Source organism: Pseudomonas sp. PS02290 (assembly GCF_029960075.1).
In the GTDB taxonomy this organism is placed as follows: domain Bacteria; phylum Pseudomonadota; class Gammaproteobacteria; order Pseudomonadales; family Pseudomonadaceae; genus Aquipseudomonas.
Genome location: NZ_JASCOY010000019.1, coordinates 61,359 through 76,054 on the forward strand (window position 1 = coordinate 61,359; position 14,696 = coordinate 76,054).

General features: G+C 61.3%; 15 protein-coding genes. 14 read left to right on the forward strand and 1 reads right to left on the reverse strand.

What is annotated here, in order from left to right; all coding sequences use genetic code 11:
* Nucleotides 1-89 precede the first annotated feature (89 nt).
* The 7 genes from QMX88_RS11625 to ispD all read left to right on the forward strand — a co-directional run bounded on the left by QMX88_RS11625 (nucleotide 90) and on the right by ispD (nucleotide 7,835).
* Nucleotides 90-1,037, forward strand: a complete 948-nt coding sequence (locus QMX88_RS11625) for an acetyl-CoA carboxylase carboxyltransferase subunit alpha (RefSeq protein WP_282369335.1) — start codon at nucleotides 90-92, stop codon at nucleotides 1,035-1,037.
* A gap of 80 nt (nucleotides 1,038-1,117) precedes the next feature.
* The gene (tilS, locus tag QMX88_RS11630; RefSeq protein ID WP_282369337.1) at nucleotides 1,118-2,455 is read left to right on the forward strand and encodes a tRNA lysidine(34) synthetase TilS; all 1,338 of its coding nucleotides are present in this window, start codon (nucleotides 1,118-1,120) and stop codon (nucleotides 2,453-2,455) included.
* A 272-nt stretch (nucleotides 2,456-2,727) separates the two neighbouring features.
* Nucleotides 2,728-4,359: a CTP synthase gene (locus QMX88_RS11635; RefSeq protein WP_192132158.1), complete on the forward strand. Its 1,632-nt coding sequence runs from the start codon at nucleotides 2,728-2,730 to the stop codon at nucleotides 4,357-4,359.
* A gap of 14 nt (nucleotides 4,360-4,373) precedes the next feature.
* Nucleotides 4,374-5,219, forward strand: a complete 846-nt coding sequence (gene kdsA / locus QMX88_RS11640; protein ID WP_122622970.1) for a 3-deoxy-8-phosphooctulonate synthase — start codon at nucleotides 4,374-4,376, stop codon at nucleotides 5,217-5,219.
* A gap of 170 nt (nucleotides 5,220-5,389) precedes the next feature.
* Complete coding sequence (eno, locus tag QMX88_RS11645) at nucleotides 5,390-6,676, forward strand: phosphopyruvate hydratase (RefSeq protein ID WP_122537377.1); 1,287 nt, start codon at nucleotides 5,390-5,392, stop codon at nucleotides 6,674-6,676.
* 159 nt (nucleotides 6,677-6,835) lie between these two features.
* Complete coding sequence (gene ftsB, locus QMX88_RS11650; RefSeq protein WP_037014212.1) at nucleotides 6,836-7,114, forward strand: cell division protein FtsB; 279 nt, start codon at nucleotides 6,836-6,838, stop codon at nucleotides 7,112-7,114.
* A gap of 10 nt (nucleotides 7,115-7,124) precedes the next feature.
* Complete coding sequence (gene ispD / locus QMX88_RS11655) at nucleotides 7,125-7,835, forward strand: 2-C-methyl-D-erythritol 4-phosphate cytidylyltransferase (RefSeq protein ID WP_282369367.1); 711 nt, start codon at nucleotides 7,125-7,127, stop codon at nucleotides 7,833-7,835.
* Between the two features lie 5 nt (nucleotides 7,836-7,840).
* Here ispD and QMX88_RS11660 read toward each other — a convergent pair whose 3' ends face one another.
* On the reverse strand, nucleotides 7,841-8,737 hold the full coding sequence (locus QMX88_RS11660; protein ID WP_282369369.1) for a LysR substrate-binding domain-containing protein: 897 nt from the start codon (nucleotides 8,735-8,737) through the stop codon (nucleotides 7,841-7,843).
* Between the two features lie 103 nt (nucleotides 8,738-8,840).
* Between QMX88_RS11660 and QMX88_RS11665 the strand changes: the two genes are divergently transcribed.
* The 7 genes from QMX88_RS11665 to QMX88_RS11695 all read left to right on the forward strand — a co-directional run.
* On the forward strand, nucleotides 8,841-9,953 hold the full coding sequence (locus QMX88_RS11665; protein WP_108120933.1) for an S-(hydroxymethyl)glutathione dehydrogenase/class III alcohol dehydrogenase: 1,113 nt from the start codon (nucleotides 8,841-8,843) through the stop codon (nucleotides 9,951-9,953).
* Nucleotides 9,954-10,047: 94 nt separating this feature from the next.
* Complete coding sequence (gene fghA / locus QMX88_RS11670; protein ID WP_122537381.1) at nucleotides 10,048-10,893, forward strand: S-formylglutathione hydrolase; 846 nt, start codon at nucleotides 10,048-10,050, stop codon at nucleotides 10,891-10,893.
* A gap of 106 nt (nucleotides 10,894-10,999) precedes the next feature.
* Complete coding sequence (gene ispF / locus QMX88_RS11675; protein WP_282369373.1) at nucleotides 11,000-11,473, forward strand: 2-C-methyl-D-erythritol 2,4-cyclodiphosphate synthase; 474 nt, start codon at nucleotides 11,000-11,002, stop codon at nucleotides 11,471-11,473.
* Nucleotides 11,470-12,528, forward strand: a complete 1,059-nt coding sequence (gene truD, locus QMX88_RS11680) for a tRNA pseudouridine(13) synthase TruD (protein WP_282369375.1) — start codon at nucleotides 11,470-11,472, stop codon at nucleotides 12,526-12,528. Before ispF ends, truD begins: the two co-directional genes overlap by 4 nt.
* On the forward strand, nucleotides 12,516-13,265 hold the full coding sequence (gene surE / locus QMX88_RS11685) for a 5'/3'-nucleotidase SurE (RefSeq protein ID WP_282369377.1): 750 nt from the start codon (nucleotides 12,516-12,518) through the stop codon (nucleotides 13,263-13,265). The genes truD and surE overlap by 13 nt, the downstream gene beginning before the upstream one ends.
* A gap of 41 nt (nucleotides 13,266-13,306) precedes the next feature.
* Nucleotides 13,307-13,942, forward strand: coding sequence for a protein-L-isoaspartate(D-aspartate) O-methyltransferase (locus tag QMX88_RS11690; protein WP_172610991.1), 636 nt, complete (start codon nucleotides 13,307-13,309; stop codon nucleotides 13,940-13,942).
* 179 nt (nucleotides 13,943-14,121) lie between these two features.
* Nucleotides 14,122-14,696, forward strand: a 575-nt coding sequence (locus tag QMX88_RS11695; protein WP_282369380.1) for a LysM peptidoglycan-binding domain-containing protein, incomplete at its 3' end; no start/stop codon positions are given.

Consider the following 14,696-nt stretch of genomic DNA (forward strand, 5'->3'; position numbering starts at 1 on the left):
CTCGACCGAAAGGCGCCCGCTCCATTAAGGTAGGGCGCTTATCGGATCAACCGGCCGGCCTCTTGGCCGTCGACCCAAGACGGATGCCTATGAACCCGAATTTTCTGGATTTCGAACAGCCGATTGCTGACCTGCAAGCCAAGATTGAAGAGCTGCGTCTGGTAGGCAATGACAACTCGCTGAACATCGGCGACGAAATCTCTCGACTGCAAGAGAAGAGCAATACGCTCACCGAAAGCATTTTCGGCAACCTGACCAGTTGGCAGATCGCGCGCATGGCGCGTCATCCGCGTCGTCCGTACACGCTGGACTACATTCAACACATCTTCACCGAGTTCGACGAGCTGCATGGCGATCGCCACTTCTCCGACGACGCCGCTATCGTCGGCGGCATTGCCCGTCTGAACGAGCAGCCGGTGATGGTGATCGGTCATCAGAAAGGCCGCGAAGTGCGCGAGAAGGTTCGCCGCAACTTCGGCATGCCGCGTCCTGAAGGCTACCGCAAGGCCTGCCGCCTGATGGAAATGGCCGAGCGCTTCAAAATGCCGATCCTGACCTTCATCGACACGCCGGGCGCTTATCCTGGCATCGACGCCGAAGAGCGTAACCAGAGCGAAGCCATCGCCTGGAACCTGCGGGTCATGGCGCGCCTGAAGACCCCGATCATTGCCACCGTGATAGGCGAAGGCGGTTCGGGCGGCGCACTGGCCATTGGCGTGTGCGATCAACTGAACATGCTGCAGTACTCGACTTACGCGGTGATCTCGCCGGAAGGCTGTGCTTCCATCCTGTGGAAAACCGCCGAAAAGGCGCCGGATGCGGCCGAAGCGATGGGCATTACTGCCGAGCGTTTGAAGGGCTTGGGCATCGTTGACAAGGTGATCAGCGAGCCTCTGGGTGGCGCGCACCGTGATCCGGCCGCTGCCGCTGCATTGATCCGCGAAGAATTGGGCAGCCAACTGAGCATGCTCCAGAAGTTCGATAACGATGCGCTGCTGGCCCGCCGTTACGACCGTCTGATGAGCTATGGCCTTTAACCGGACCGTTCTGCACGAAGAGTGTCACCGAACCCGGTGACGCTCACCGGTCCGGCGAGCTTTAAGCAGGGTTAACCAGCATGAGCAAACCGGACAGCATCACACTCGCACTCTCCAGACGTCTGCTGTCGCGCCTCGAACCCTGGCGCGCTGCAGCCGCCTGGCGCGTCGCATTCTCTGGTGGGCTCGATTCCACTGTCCTGCTTCACCTGCTGGCGGAACTTGCCAGGGTTCACGCGCTTCCTCCGCTGACCGCTGTTCACGTCAACCATGGCCTTCAGGCGGTGGCTGCTTCGTGGCCGGTGCATTGCCGGCAGATGTGTCAGATTCTGGGGGTGCCGATGGAGGTCATCCACGTCCAGGTGCGCCCCGGCGCGAGCCTCGAACAAGCCGCGCGTGACGCTCGTTACGCCGCGTTCAACTCAACCCTCGGGCCCGGCGAGGTGCTGCTTACCGCCCAGCACCGTGACGATCAGGCCGAGACACTGCTGTTCCGTCTGCTGCGTGGCGCCGGGGTGCGCGGGCTGGCCGCGATGCCGGCGCAGCGTCCCCTGGGCGCAGGACAGTTATTTCGGCCGCTGCTGGATGAATCTCGCGCTACCCTCGAGGCTTATGCCCGGGAACAGGGGTTGAGCTGGATCGAGGACCCGAGCAACAAAGACAGCCGCTTCTCGCGCAACTACCTGCGCAGTCATGTACTGCCGCTGGTGGCAACGCGCTGGCCGCAAGCGATCGCAAGCATGGCCCGCAGCGCCGCGCATCTGGCCGAAGCCCAGCAGTTGCTGGACGAGCTGGCGGTGCAGGACCTCGCACTCGCTGACACGCCATGCCCCTGGCCGTGGCTCGACATGCCCTCCCTTGAACTGGCGCCGCTCGAAGCGCTGTCACCCGCCCGACAACGCAACGCACTGCGCCACTGGCTGGCGCCGCTCACTCGATTGCCGGACACCGATCACTGGGTGGGCTGGGATTCGTTGCGCGACGCCGGGCCGGACGGTCGCCCCATCTGGCGACTGGCCGATGGTCAGATGCACCGAGCCGAAGGGCGTATCTGGTGGCTGTCGGGGATCTGGCTGAAAAACGTCGCCGGCTCGCAGCACTGGTCCATGGCGTCGCAACCTCTCGCGCTGCCGGGCAACGGCATGCTGCAGATCCTCGGCGCTGCGCCTGCGGGTGGCTTGCATGTGCACTACCGCCAGGGCGGCGAAACCTTCGATGTGCCGGACCGAGGCCGACGCGACCTGAAAAGGCTGCTCAACGAGAAGGGCGTGCCGGTTTTTCTGCGCGGCCGATTGCCGCTGTTGTACCGCGGCGAGCAATTATTGGCCGTGGCAAACCTTCCGGGACTGGACGCCAGCCCCCGTGGCGACTGGCGATTGCACTGGTTGCCACCGACGAATGACCAAAGTTTGAGCTGAAAGGGCCTTTCCGGTAGACTACGCTCCCTTCTTGATACAGCTTATGTCGATCCTTCCGGAACGACGCAAGTTGCCGATTACCAGCCAGTTTTTACTGGACGATTCTCAAAAATGTGGCAAACCACGGACAGACCTTTTCAAGGCCGGTCGCTGACTTGGGCGCGACAGATTCGAAGATCCACAGTGAAACACGCAGGTTGTCGGGGGCTTCGGCCTTCCTTCGCTTTCCCCGGCGGCTCTGACCGCTTTAACGCAGACTTCTAGGGTTTTTCATGACGCGCTACATCTTCGTCACGGGCGGTGTTGTTTCTTCATTGGGGAAAGGCATCGCCTCGGCTTCATTGGCGGCCATCCTGGAGGCGAGGGGACTTAAGGTCACCATGCTCAAGCTGGACCCCTACATCAACGTCGATCCCGGCACCATGAGCCCGTTCCAGCACGGTGAGGTGTTCGTCACCCACGACGGCGCCGAGACTGACCTGGACCTGGGTCACTACGAGCGTTTCATTCGCACCACCATGACCCAGAACAACAACTTCACCACCGGCCGTGTGTACGAACACGTCCTGCGCAAAGAGCGCCGTGGTGATTATCTGGGCGCGACCATTCAGGTGATTCCGCACATCACCGACGAAATCAAGCGTCGCATCATCAAGGGCGCCGGCGATGCCGACGTCGCCATGGTCGAAATCGGCGGCACCGTGGGCGACATCGAGTCGCAACCGTTCCTCGAGGCGATCCGTCAGCTGCGTTTCGAAGTGGGCGCCAAGCGCGCCATGCTTATGCACCTGACACTGGTTCCGTACATCGCCACCGCGGGCGAAACCAAGACTAAACCGACTCAGCATTCGGTCAAGGAACTGCGTTCGATCGGCCTGCAGCCAGACGTACTGGTCTGCCGTTCCGACCACCCGATCGACATTTCTTCGCGCCGCAAAATCGCGCAGTTCACCAACGTTGAAGAGCGCGCGGTCATCGCCCTCGAAGACGCCGACACCATCTACAAGATCCCGGGCATCCTGCATTCCCAGGGTCTTGACGATTTCGTCGTCGAGCGCTTCGGCCTGCAGTGCGGCAGCGCCGACCTGTCCGAGTGGGAAAAGGTCGTCGACGCCAAGCTCAACCCGGAACACGAAGTCACCATCGCGATGGTCGGCAAGTACATGGAGCTGCTGGACGCCTACAAGTCGCTGATCGAAGCGATGAGTCACGCCGGCATCAGCAACCGTACCAAGGTCAATCTGCGCTACATCGATTCCGAAGACATCGAGAATCAGGGCACCGGCCTGCTCGAAGGCGTCGACGCGATTCTCGTCCCGGGCGGCTTCGGTCTGCGCGGCGTCGAGGGCAAGATCACGGCCGTGCAGTTTGCTCGCGAAAACAAGGTGCCTTACCTGGGCATCTGCCTGGGCATGCAGGTGGCAGTCATCGAGTTCGCACGTAACGTGCTGGGCTGGAAAGACGCCAACTCCACCGAGTTTGATCGCGCCAGCCAGCACCCGGTCGTTGGTCTGATCACCGAATGGGAAGACGCCACCGGTGCTGTCGAAACCCGTACCGAAACCTCGGACCTGGGCGGCACCATGCGTCTGGGCGCGCAGGAATGCCTGCTGGAACCGGGTTCTCTGGTGCACGATTGCTACGCCAACGACGTCATCGTCGAGCGCCATCGCCACCGTTATGAAGTGAACAACAATCTGCTGCCGCAACTGGTCGAGGCCGGTCTGAAAATCTCCGGTCGTTCCGGTGACGGCGCGCTGGTTGAAGTGGTCGAGTCCCCTGACCATCCTTGGTTCGTGGCCTGCCAGTTCCACCCCGAGTTCACCTCTACGCCGCGCGATGGCCACCCGTTGTTCAGTGGTTTCGTCAAGGCAGCGCTTGCTCAACACCAGAAGAACGGCTGATAGGGATTTATCACATGGCACAGAAAATCATCCGCGTCGGCTCGATCGACATCGCCAACGACAAGCCTATGGTTCTGTTCGGCGGCATGAACGTCCTCGAGTCGCGTGACATGGCGATGCAGGTCTGTGAAGAATACGTGCGAGTGACCGAGAAGCTCGGCATTCCGTACGTGTTCAAGGCCAGCTTCGACAAGGCCAACCGTTCCTCGGTGACCTCCTATCGCGGCCCGGGCCTTGAAGAAGGCATGCGGATTTTCCAGGACATCAAGCAAGCCTTCGGCGTGCCGATCATCACCGACGTGCACGAGCCTGAGCAGGCCGCTGCCGTGGCGGAAGTCTGCGACATCATTCAGTTGCCGGCTTTCCTGTCCCGTCAGACCGATCTGGTCGTGGCCATGGCCAAGACCGGCGCCGTGATCAACATCAAGAAAGCCCAGTTCCTCGCGCCCCACGAGATGAAACACATCCTGGCCAAGTGCGTGGAAGCGGGCAACGATCAGTTGATCCTCTGCGAGCGCGGTTCGAGCTTCGGCTACAACAACCTGGTTGTCGACATGCTCGGTTTCGGCATCATGAAATCGTTCGAATACCCGGTGTTCTTCGACGTGACCCACGCCCTGCAGATGCCGGGTGGTCGCTCCGATTCCGCCGGTGGCCGTCGTGCCCAGGTGACCGATCTGGCCAAGGCCGGCATGAGCCAGGGCCTGGCCGGTCTGTTTCTGGAAGCCCACCCGGATCCGGACAACGCCAAGTGCGACGGTCCCTGCGCCCTGCGCCTGGACAAGCTGGAGCCGTTCCTGGCCCAGCTCAAGGCGCTCGACGAACTCGTTAAAAGCTTCCCGACGATCGAAACGGCGTAAAACCCGCTTCTCCGGCGCCGGGCCCTCCGGTAGAGTGCCGTTCGTTGTTTTCCCGACCAAAGGGTCGGGAAAATTGTCGTTTCAGGGCCTGCCCGTTGTCCTAGAGCCCTGAGACGCCGAATCGTTTTCCCAGCTGCGTCGTTTTCGTCAATCTTGGAGTGTTAACAACAATGGCAAAAATCGTCGACATCAAAGGTCGTGAAGTTCTCGACTCCCGTGGCAATCCCACCGTGGAAGCAGACGTGCTCCTCGACAACGGCATCATCGGCAGCGCTTGCGCGCCGTCCGGTGCTTCCACCGGCTCGCGTGAAGCGCTCGAGCTGCGTGATGGCGACAAGAGCCGTTACATGGGCAAGGGCGTTCTGAAAGCAGTGGCCAACATCAATGGCCCGATCCGCGACCTGCTGCTGGGCAAAGATCCGGTTGACCAGAAAGCCCTGGATCACGCGATGATTCAGCTGGACGGCACCGAGAACAAAGCCAGCCTGGGCGCCAACGCGATCCTCGCCGTGTCCCTGGCCGCTGCCAAGGCCGCCGCTCAGGACCAGGATCTGCCGCTGTACGCACACATCGCCAATCTGAACGGCACGCCGGGTGTTTACTCGATGCCGGTCCCGATGATGAACATCATCAACGGTGGCGAGCACGCTGATAACAACATCGACATCCAGGAATTCATGATTCAGCCGGTGGGCGCCAAGACCTTCTCCGAAGGCCTGCGCTGGGGCACCGAGATTTTCCACCACCTCAAAGCGGTGTTGAAAGCACGTGGCCTGAACACTGCCGTGGGTGACGAAGGTGGCTTCGCGCCGAACCTGAACTCCAACGGCGACGCGCTGGACGCCATCGCCGAAGCCGTTGCCAACGCGGGCTACAAACTGGGCACCGACGTGACCCTGGCGCTGGACTGCGCCGCGAGCGAGTTCTACAAGAACGGCAAATACGTGCTGAGCGAAGAAGGCGAGTACGATTCTGCCGGTTTCGCCGACTACCTGGCTGACCTGGTCAGCAAGCACCCGATCATCTCCATCGAAGACGGTCTGGACGAGTCGGACTGGGATGGCTGGAAAGTCCTCACCGACAAGATCGGCGACAAGATCCAGCTGGTGGGCGACGACCTGTTCGTGACCAACACCAAGATCCTGAAAGAAGGCATCGACAAGAAGATCGGTAACTCGATCCTGATCAAGTTCAACCAGATCGGTACGCTGACCGAAACGCTGGAAGCTATCCAGATGGCCAAGGCCGCGGGTTACACCGCCGTGATCTCGCACCGTTCCGGCGAAACCGAAGACTCCACCATTGCCGACCTGGCCGTGGGCACTGCGGCTGGCCAGATCAAGACCGGTTCGTTGAGCCGTTCCGACCGTATCGCCAAGTACAACCAGCTGCTGCGTATCGAAGAGCAACTGGGCGCCAAAGCGGTGTACCGTGGTCGCGGCGAGTTTCGCGGCTGATCGCAAAGATGGTAAAAAGGCAGCAGGCGTTGTAGGAGAAGTCACTGAAGCGTGACCTCTCTTGTCGTCCTGATCCATGAGCCCGGTGACCACCGGGCTTATGGGCATTTGAAATGGTCGGTTTTGCTGTCTTTATTCGCCGGGTAACAGATATTCACAATGCGCAGTCCTAACTGGTTGTTCCTCGTTCTGCTTTTGATGCTCGCTGGCTTGCAGTATCGCCTATGGGTAGGTAATGGCAGTCTCGCGCAGGTGGCCAGTCTGACTCAGCAAATCGCCGATCAACATGCCGAAAACGATGCTCTGCTGGAGCGCAACCGAGTCCTCGACGCGGAAGTGCTGGAGCTGAAAAAAGGCCTCGAAACCGTTGAAGAGCGTGCCCGTCATGAATTGGGCATGGTCAAGGACGGCGAAACCCTTTATCAGTTGGCACAGTGACGTTGGTGTAATGACTCAATCCCTTCCTGCCTTCTGGGCAGTGATTCCCGCAGCGGGCGTTGGCGCGCGCATGGCGGCAGACCGTCCCAAGCAATACCTGCAACTGGGCGGCCTCACGATTCTTGAACACAGCCTGCTTTGCTTTCTCGATCACCCCCGGCTCAAGGGCCTGGTGGTCAGTCTGGCTGTGGATGACCCTTATTGGCCGACGTTGCCTTGCGCGCTGGATTCCCGCATCCAGCAGGTCGCAGGCGGCAAGGAGCGTGCGGACTCGGTGCTCAATGCGCTGCTGCACCTGCACGCCAACGGCGCCGATGACAACGATTGGGTGCTGGTGCATGACGCCGCGCGCCCGAATCTGGCGCGTTCGGACCTCGATAATCTGCTGGGCGAGCTGGCGCATGATCCGGTCGGCGGCCTGTTGGCGGTGCCGGCAAAAGACACCCTCAAGCGCGCCGATGCCAATGGCCGCGTCACCGAAACCGTGGATCGCAGCCTGATCTGGCAGGCCTATACGCCGCAGATGTTTCGTCTGGGTGCGCTGCACCAGGCGCTGGCGGACAGCCTGGTGTCGAATGTGGCGATCACCGATGAAGCCTCGGCGATCGAATGGGCCGGGCAATCGCCGCGTCTGATTGAAGGGCGCGCCGACAACATCAAGGTCACCCGCCCGGAAGACCTCGAGTGGCTGCGCCAGCGACGGGTCGAATTCAACGGCTGATCGGCCTAAACGCTGTATTCCTCCCGCAACGCCAAGCCCGCCTTCAGATAATCCACCAGCTTTCTCACCTTGGGCGACAGATGCCGCTGCTGCGGGTACAGCGCCCAGACGGCGGTGTTCGGCGGCTGATGGGCATCCAGCAAGGACACCAGCGCACCGCGCTTGAGATGCTCCAGCACGTAGTAATCCGGCAGCTGACACAGCCCGACCCCGCGCAATGCCGCATCCAGCACCGCCTGCCCACTGTTGCAGCGCCAGTTGCCCTGCACCCGCTGGGAAAATTCCCGCCCGTTTTGCTGCAACTGCCAGCTGTCCGAGCTGCCGATCAGGCAATTGTGTCGTGCCAGTTCCGACACGCTGTGGGGCCGGCCATACCGTTCGAGATAAGCGGGGGAGGCGCACAGGTACATCTTGCGCGGCGCCAGTCGTGCAGCCACCAGTCGTGATTCCTGCAAGCGGCCCAGACGGATCGCCAGGTCCAGGCCTTCATGCACCAGGTCCAGCGTGTTGTTGGTCAGCTCGATGTCAACGCGCAGTTGCGGGTATTCCTCCATGAAACGTGTCACCAGCGGGGCGATGAACCTTTCGCCGTACGCCACGGCGCAGGTCATCCGTAGCAGCCCCTTCGGCTCGCTGGTCAGGTCGGTGACCGCACGCAGCGCTTCTTCGCGTCCGTCCTGCAAGCGCTGGCAGTGATGCAGAAACGTCTGACCGGCTTCGGTCAGAGCGACTTTTCGGGTGCTGCGATAGAGCAAGCGTGTCTGCAAGCGCTCTTCCAGTCGCGCGATCTGGCGGCTGATGTGCGACGACGACACCCCAAGCCGCTCAGCCGCGGCGGTGAACTGCCCGCACTCGGCAACGGCGACAAACTCGTCCAGACCTTCCCAGCGATTGACGTGCATCGATTGTCCCTGCACAGCATTAATGTTTTGCTTTCAGGCGGATTATTCATCAGCCAGCACTGCATTACACTCAGGGCTCGTATTTATTTAGCTGGAGATCATGATGATCAAGTCACGTGCTGCCGTTGCTTTCGCGCCCAATGAACCACTGCAGATCGTCGAAGTGGACGTTGAGGCCCCGAAAGCCGGCGAAGTGTTGATTCGTACCGTCGCATCCGGCGTCTGCCATACCGATGCCTACACCTTGTCCGGTGCGGATTCCGAAGGCGTCTTCCCGTGCATCCTCGGTCACGAAGGTGGGGGCGTCGTCGAGGCTATCGGTGAGGGCGTGACTTCCCTCGCCGTGGGCGACCACGTCATTCCGCTGTACACCGCCGAATGCCGCGAGTGCAAATTCTGCAAGTCCGGCAAGACCAACCTCTGCCAGAAAGTCCGCGCCACCCAGGGCAAAGGCCTGATGCCCGACGGCACCACCCGCTTCAGCTACAACGGCCAGCCGATCTACCACTACATGGGCTGCTCGACGTTCTCCGAATACACTGTAGTGCCGGAAATCTCTCTGGCAAAAATCCCCAAGGAAGCGCCGCTGGAGAAGGTCTGCCTGCTGGGTTGCGGTGTTACCACCGGCATCGGCGCGGTCCTGAACACGGCCAAGGTCGAAGAGGGCGCCACTGTGGCGGTCTTCGGCCTCGGCGGTATCGGCCTGGCGGCGATCATTGGCGCAAAAATGGCCAAGGCCTCCCGCATCATCGCGGTCGACATCAACCCGTCCAAATTCGACGTGGCCCGTGAATTGGGGGCGACCGAGTTCGTCAATCCAAAAGATCACGACAAGCCGATTCAGGAAGTGATCGTCGAAATGACCGACGGCGGCGTGGATTACAGCTTCGAGTGCGTAGGTAACGTGAACTTGATGCGTGCGGCGCTGGAATCGTGCCACAAGGGCTGGGGCGAATCAGTGATCATCGGCGTCGCTGGCGCAGGTCAGGAAATCTCCACCCGTCCGTTCCAGCTGGTCACCGGTCGCGTCTGGCGCGGTTCGGCCTTCGGCGGCGTCAAAGGCCGCACCGAACTGCCAAGCTACGTCGAAAAAGCGCAGACCGGCGAAATCCCGCTGGACACCTTCATCACCCACACCATGGGCCTGGACCGGATCAATGAAGCCTTCGACCTGATGCACGAAGGCAAAAGCATCCGTACCGTCATTCATTTCTGAGGAGCAGCGGCAAGTTCCAGGCTGTAAGCCGCAAGAGCGTCGTGTCATGACCTCTTGCCGCTCGAGGCTTGAAGCTTGCCGCCCGGAGAAGCCCATGAGTCTGGAAAACATTTCGTGCCAGAAAAGCTTCGGCGGCTGGCACAAGCGTTACAAACATCACTCCGATGTGCTCGGCTGCGACATGGTTTTCGCGGTGTATCTGCCGCCCCAGGCAGAGCAGGGCGGCAAGCTGCCGGTGGTCTACTGGCTGTCGGGGCTGACCTGCACCGATGAGAACTTCATGCAGAAGGCCGGTGCGCTGCGCGTGGCGGCGGAACTGGGGCTGATCATCGTGGCGCCAGACACCAGCCCGCGCGGCGCCGACGTGCCAGATGATCCGGACAAGGCCTACGACTTCGGCCTGGGCGCCGGCTTTTATCTGAACGCCACCGAGCAACCGTGGGCGCGGCACTACCGCATGTACGATTATGTGATCAGCGAGCTGCCCGCGTTGATCGAGGCGCACTTTCCGGCCTCGGACAAGCGCAGCATCAGCGGGCACTCCATGGGTGGCCATGGCGCGCTGGTCGGTGCATTGCGCAATCCCGGCCGCTACCAATCGGTGTCGGCGTTCTCGCCCATCTGCAACCCGATGGATTGTCCTTGGGGACAGAAAGCCTTCTCTCGCTATCTGGGCGAAGACCGTTCGCGCTGGCGTGAATGGGACGCCAGCGTGCTCATTGCCGAGGCCACCGAGCGCTTGCCTCTGCTGGTGGACCAGGGCGATCGCGACGACTTCCTCGGCAATCAGCTCAAGCCGGAATCGTTGGTTCAGGCGGCGAAGGCGGCCGGTCATCCTCTGGAATTGCGCATGCAGCCGGGGTACGACCACAGCTATTACTTCATCGCCAGCTTCATCGAAGACCACTTGCGCCATCACGCCCGAGCCCTGGCCGGCTGAAGTCCTCGCCCTCAATTGCAGCGTCACGGGCAATTGAGCGCGGGCCGACCCTAATGTCGGTCAAAGTAGGTAGAATCACGCCCTGACTTTTTCAGGGCGTTTTTTTATGCGTATTGGCCACGGCTACGATGTGCACCGTTTCGCTGAAGGCGATTTCATTACCTTGGGCGGCGTGCGGATTGCGCACACGTCGGGTTTGCTCGCGCATTCCGACGGCGATGTAGTGCTGCATGCGCTGAGCGATGCCCTGCTGGGTGCTGCCGCGCTGGGCGACATCGGCAAGCATTTCCCGGACACCGATCCGCAATTCAAGGGCGCCGACAGTCGGGTTCTGCTGCGTCATGTGCTCAAGCAAGTGCAGGCAAAGGGCTGGAAGGTCGGCAACGTCGACGCGACGATCGTTGCCCAGGCGCCGAAGATGGCCCCCCACATCGAAAGCATGCGCGCCTTGATTGCCGAAGACCTGCAAGTCGACATCGATCAGGTCAACGTCAAGGCGACCACCACTGAAAAGCTGGGCTTCACCGGCCGCGAAGAAGGCATCGCCGTGCACGCCGTCGCGTTGTTGATCAGCGCATGACCGAACTCGAACTTCTGGGCCCGAGAGCTTACGGCGACGCACTGGGTACTGCTGTGCTGAAGGCCACTGCCGAAGATTTTCAGGTTGATGAAGTCCTCGACATTCCGCTGTCCGGGGATGGGGAGCACCTGTGGTTATGGGTGGAAAAGCGCGGCTTGAATACCGAGGAAGCCGCCCGGCGTCTGGCCAAGGCGGCCGGCGTGCCGTTGCGAACCGTCGCCTACGCCGGTTTGAAGGATCGGCAGGCGTTGACCCGTCAGTGGTTCAGCATTCAGCTGCCGGGCAAGGCCGATCCGGACATGTCAGTGGCTGAAAATGATTCGCTGAAGATCCTCGACAGCAAACGCCACAAGCGCAAGCTGCAACGGGGCGCCCACGCCGCCAATGGCTTCACGTTGCGTTTGACACAGTTGCAGGCCGACAAGGCCGGGCTCGACGCACGTCTTGAATCGATCAAACAACACGGCATCCCCAACTATTTCGGTGCCCAACGCTTTGGCTACGAGGGCGGGAATCTGGGTGAGGCCCGTCACTACGCTGAGCGTCAGGCCCTGCCCGAGCAGCGCAATGTGCGCTCTCGACTGTTATCCACTGCGCGCAGTTACCTGTTCAACCAGGTCTTGGCCGCTCGAGTCGCCGATGGCAGCTGGCAACGGGCGCAAGTGGGCGATCTGCTGGCGTTCACCGACAGCCGCAGTTTCTTCCCTGCTGGCGAAGCCGAGTGCAGCGACCCGCGACTGGCGATCCTCGATCTGCACCCGACCGGGCCGCAGTGGGGCGAGGGCGATTCCCCAGCTGCAGGCGCCACCGCAGCGCTTGAAAACAGCATCGCCGCGCGGGAGGCGTCGCTCTGTAACTGGTTGATAAAAGCGGGAATGGAGCACGAACGGCGCATCCTGCGACTGCCCATCGGGCGGTTGACGTGGCATTATCCCGAGCCTGACATTCTGCAACTGGAATTCGTCCTGCCGGCCGGATGCTTCGCCACCGCATTGGTGCGTGAACTCGTCGATCTCGCGCCGGCAGGGCAGACGGACAGCTCATGCGTATTCTGATTTCAAATGATGACGGGGTCATGGCCCCCGGGCTGGCTGCGCTGCATGGCGCGCTGGCCGGGTACGCCGAGTGCGTGGTGATTGCGCCCGATCAAGACAAGAGCGGCGCGAGCAGTTCGCTGACGCTGGACCGGCCCTTGCACCCGCACACCCTGGACAACGGCTTCATCAGCCTCAACGGCACGCCCACCGATTGCGTCCACCTCGGACTCAACGGCTTGCTGCCCGATGAGCCGGACATGGTTGTTTCGGGGATTAACCTCGGCGCCAACCTGGGTGACGATGTGCTGTATTCGGGCACCGTTGCTGCGGCGCTGGAAGGTCGTTTTCTGCAACGCCCGTCATTTGCCTTTTCATTTTTGTCACGTCAGGTCGATAACCTGGCAACCGCTGCGCATTACGCGCGGCTTCTGGTCGAAGCCCATGAACGCCTCGACCTTCCACCCCGTACCGTATTGAATGTGAATATCCCTAACCTGCCGCTGGCACATGTGCGCGGAATTCAGCTGACCCGTCTTGGCCATCGCACCCGTGCGGCGGCGCCTGTGCGCGTGGTCGATCCGCGCGGAAAGGCCGGTTACTGGATTGCTGCCGCAGGAGATGCCGAAGACGGCGGGCCGGGCACCGATTTCCACGCCGTGATGCAGGGTTATGTGTCGATCACCCCGTTGCAGCTGGATCGTACTTATCAGGACGGTTTCAACAGCCTGAACGCATGGCTGGAGGGAATGGCCTGATGTCGCGTGAGCAAGATGATCTGTTACGACGTGGCGTGGGAATGACTTCCCAGCGTACCCGCGAGCGTCTGATTCAACGGTTGTGCGAAGAAGGTATCGCCAACACCCAGGTGCTGGACGTCATTCGCAAGACCCCTCGACACCTGTTCGTCGACGAGGCCCTCGCGCACCGCGCGTACGAAGACACCGCGCTGCCGATCGGCAACAACCAGACGATCTCCCAGCCTTACATGGTGGCGCGCATGAGCGAGCTGCTGTTGGCGGCGGGCCCGCTGGATAAAGTGCTGGAGATCGGCACCGGCTCGGGTTACCAGACCGCCGTGCTGGCGCAACTGGTGGAGCGGGTTTTCTCCGTTGAGCGGATCAAGGTGCTGCAGGATCGCGCCAAGGAACGCCTCGTCGAGCTGAACCTGCGCAACATGGTGTTTCGTTGGGGCGATGGCTGGGAAGGCTGGCCGGCGCTCGCGCCTTACAACGGGATCATTGTCACCGCGGTTGCTACCGACGTGCCTCAGGCCTTGCTGGACCAACTGGCACCCGGCGGTCGTCTGGTGATTCCGGTGGGGTCGGGTGAGGTGCAGCAACTGATGCTTATCATTCGTGAGGAAAACGGTTTCTCTCGCCATGTGCTGGGCGCCGTTCGTTTCGTCCCGTTGCTCAATGGACCATTGGCTTAATCGCTATTTTGCGAAGGCAATGAATTCCACAAGACGCAGCCGGTCTACAGGCTGGCGTTTTGCAACGATGCTTCGGCCAACTGCCGCGGCGCCGTCTCACACCAAGTTTTTCATGGCTGCCTGGTCTTTTCACGACGCAGGGCAGTTTCTTCTTCAGTCACCGGTAAAGGGAGTGGCGGGTGAGTCTCACAGTCATTCGGCAGCGTAGTTCTTCAACAAGTTTTCAGCGTCTGGTGATTGGAGTTGCCCTGAGTATCCTTCTGGTCGGCTGCTCCAGCACGCCATCGGGCGGCGTGCGGGTTGTCGACCGAAACGGCAAGTCGACGGTGCCGACACGTCAGCCGGTCACCACAGGTCAGTACGTCGTGAAGCGCGGCGACACGCTGTTTTCCATTGCATTCCGTTACGGCTGGGACTGGAAAGCGCTGGCCGCACGCAACAATATCCCAGAGCCATTCACCATTCATGTGGGTCAGACGATCCGTTTCGACGGGCGCGCCAGCTCGCCGTCCACGGCCGTGGCTTCTGGCTCGGCCAGCGTTCCGCAGACCACCACGAGCAGTTCGACATCGCCTTCCGGGTCGCTGAAAACCACCGTGATTTCAAGGCCCGTAGGCGCTGTCGCCGCCACGACGCCACCGCCGACCAGCAACTCGACGACCACGCCGGTCAACACAACCGTGGTCACCGGCGCCCGCTCTCCGAGCGGCTGGACATGGCCAACAAGCGGCGTTTTGATCAGCAAGTTCTCTTC

Bases quoted from the DNA above. Each gene is read 5' to 3' on its own strand.
- QMX88_RS11625 (WP_282369335.1), top strand. From the start codon at position 90: ATGAACCCGAATTTTCTGGATTTCGAACAGCCGATTGCTGACCTGCAA.
- tilS (WP_282369337.1), top strand. From the start codon at position 1,118: ATGAGCAAACCGGACAGCATCACACTCGCACTCTCCAGACGTCTGCTG.
- QMX88_RS11635 (WP_192132158.1), top strand. From the start codon at position 2,728: ATGACGCGCTACATCTTCGTCACGGGCGGTGTTGTTTCTTCATTGGGG.
- kdsA (WP_122622970.1), top strand. From the start codon at position 4,374: ATGGCACAGAAAATCATCCGCGTCGGCTCGATCGACATCGCCAACGAC.
- eno (WP_122537377.1), top strand. From the start codon at position 5,390: ATGGCAAAAATCGTCGACATCAAAGGTCGTGAAGTTCTCGACTCCCGT.
- ftsB (WP_037014212.1), top strand. From the start codon at position 6,836: ATGCGCAGTCCTAACTGGTTGTTCCTCGTTCTGCTTTTGATGCTCGCT.
- ispD (WP_282369367.1), top strand. From the start codon at position 7,125: ATGACTCAATCCCTTCCTGCCTTCTGGGCAGTGATTCCCGCAGCGGGC.
- QMX88_RS11660 (WP_282369369.1), bottom strand. From the start codon at position 8,737: ATGCACGTCAATCGCTGGGAAGGTCTGGACGAGTTTGTCGCCGTTGCC.
- QMX88_RS11665 (WP_108120933.1), top strand. From the start codon at position 8,841: ATGATCAAGTCACGTGCTGCCGTTGCTTTCGCGCCCAATGAACCACTG.
- fghA (WP_122537381.1), top strand. From the start codon at position 10,048: ATGAGTCTGGAAAACATTTCGTGCCAGAAAAGCTTCGGCGGCTGGCAC.
- ispF (WP_282369373.1), top strand. From the start codon at position 11,000: ATGCGTATTGGCCACGGCTACGATGTGCACCGTTTCGCTGAAGGCGAT.
- truD (WP_282369375.1), top strand. From the start codon at position 11,470: ATGACCGAACTCGAACTTCTGGGCCCGAGAGCTTACGGCGACGCACTG.
- surE (WP_282369377.1), top strand. From the start codon at position 12,516: ATGCGTATTCTGATTTCAAATGATGACGGGGTCATGGCCCCCGGGCTG.
- QMX88_RS11690 (WP_172610991.1), top strand. From the start codon at position 13,307: ATGACTTCCCAGCGTACCCGCGAGCGTCTGATTCAACGGTTGTGCGAA.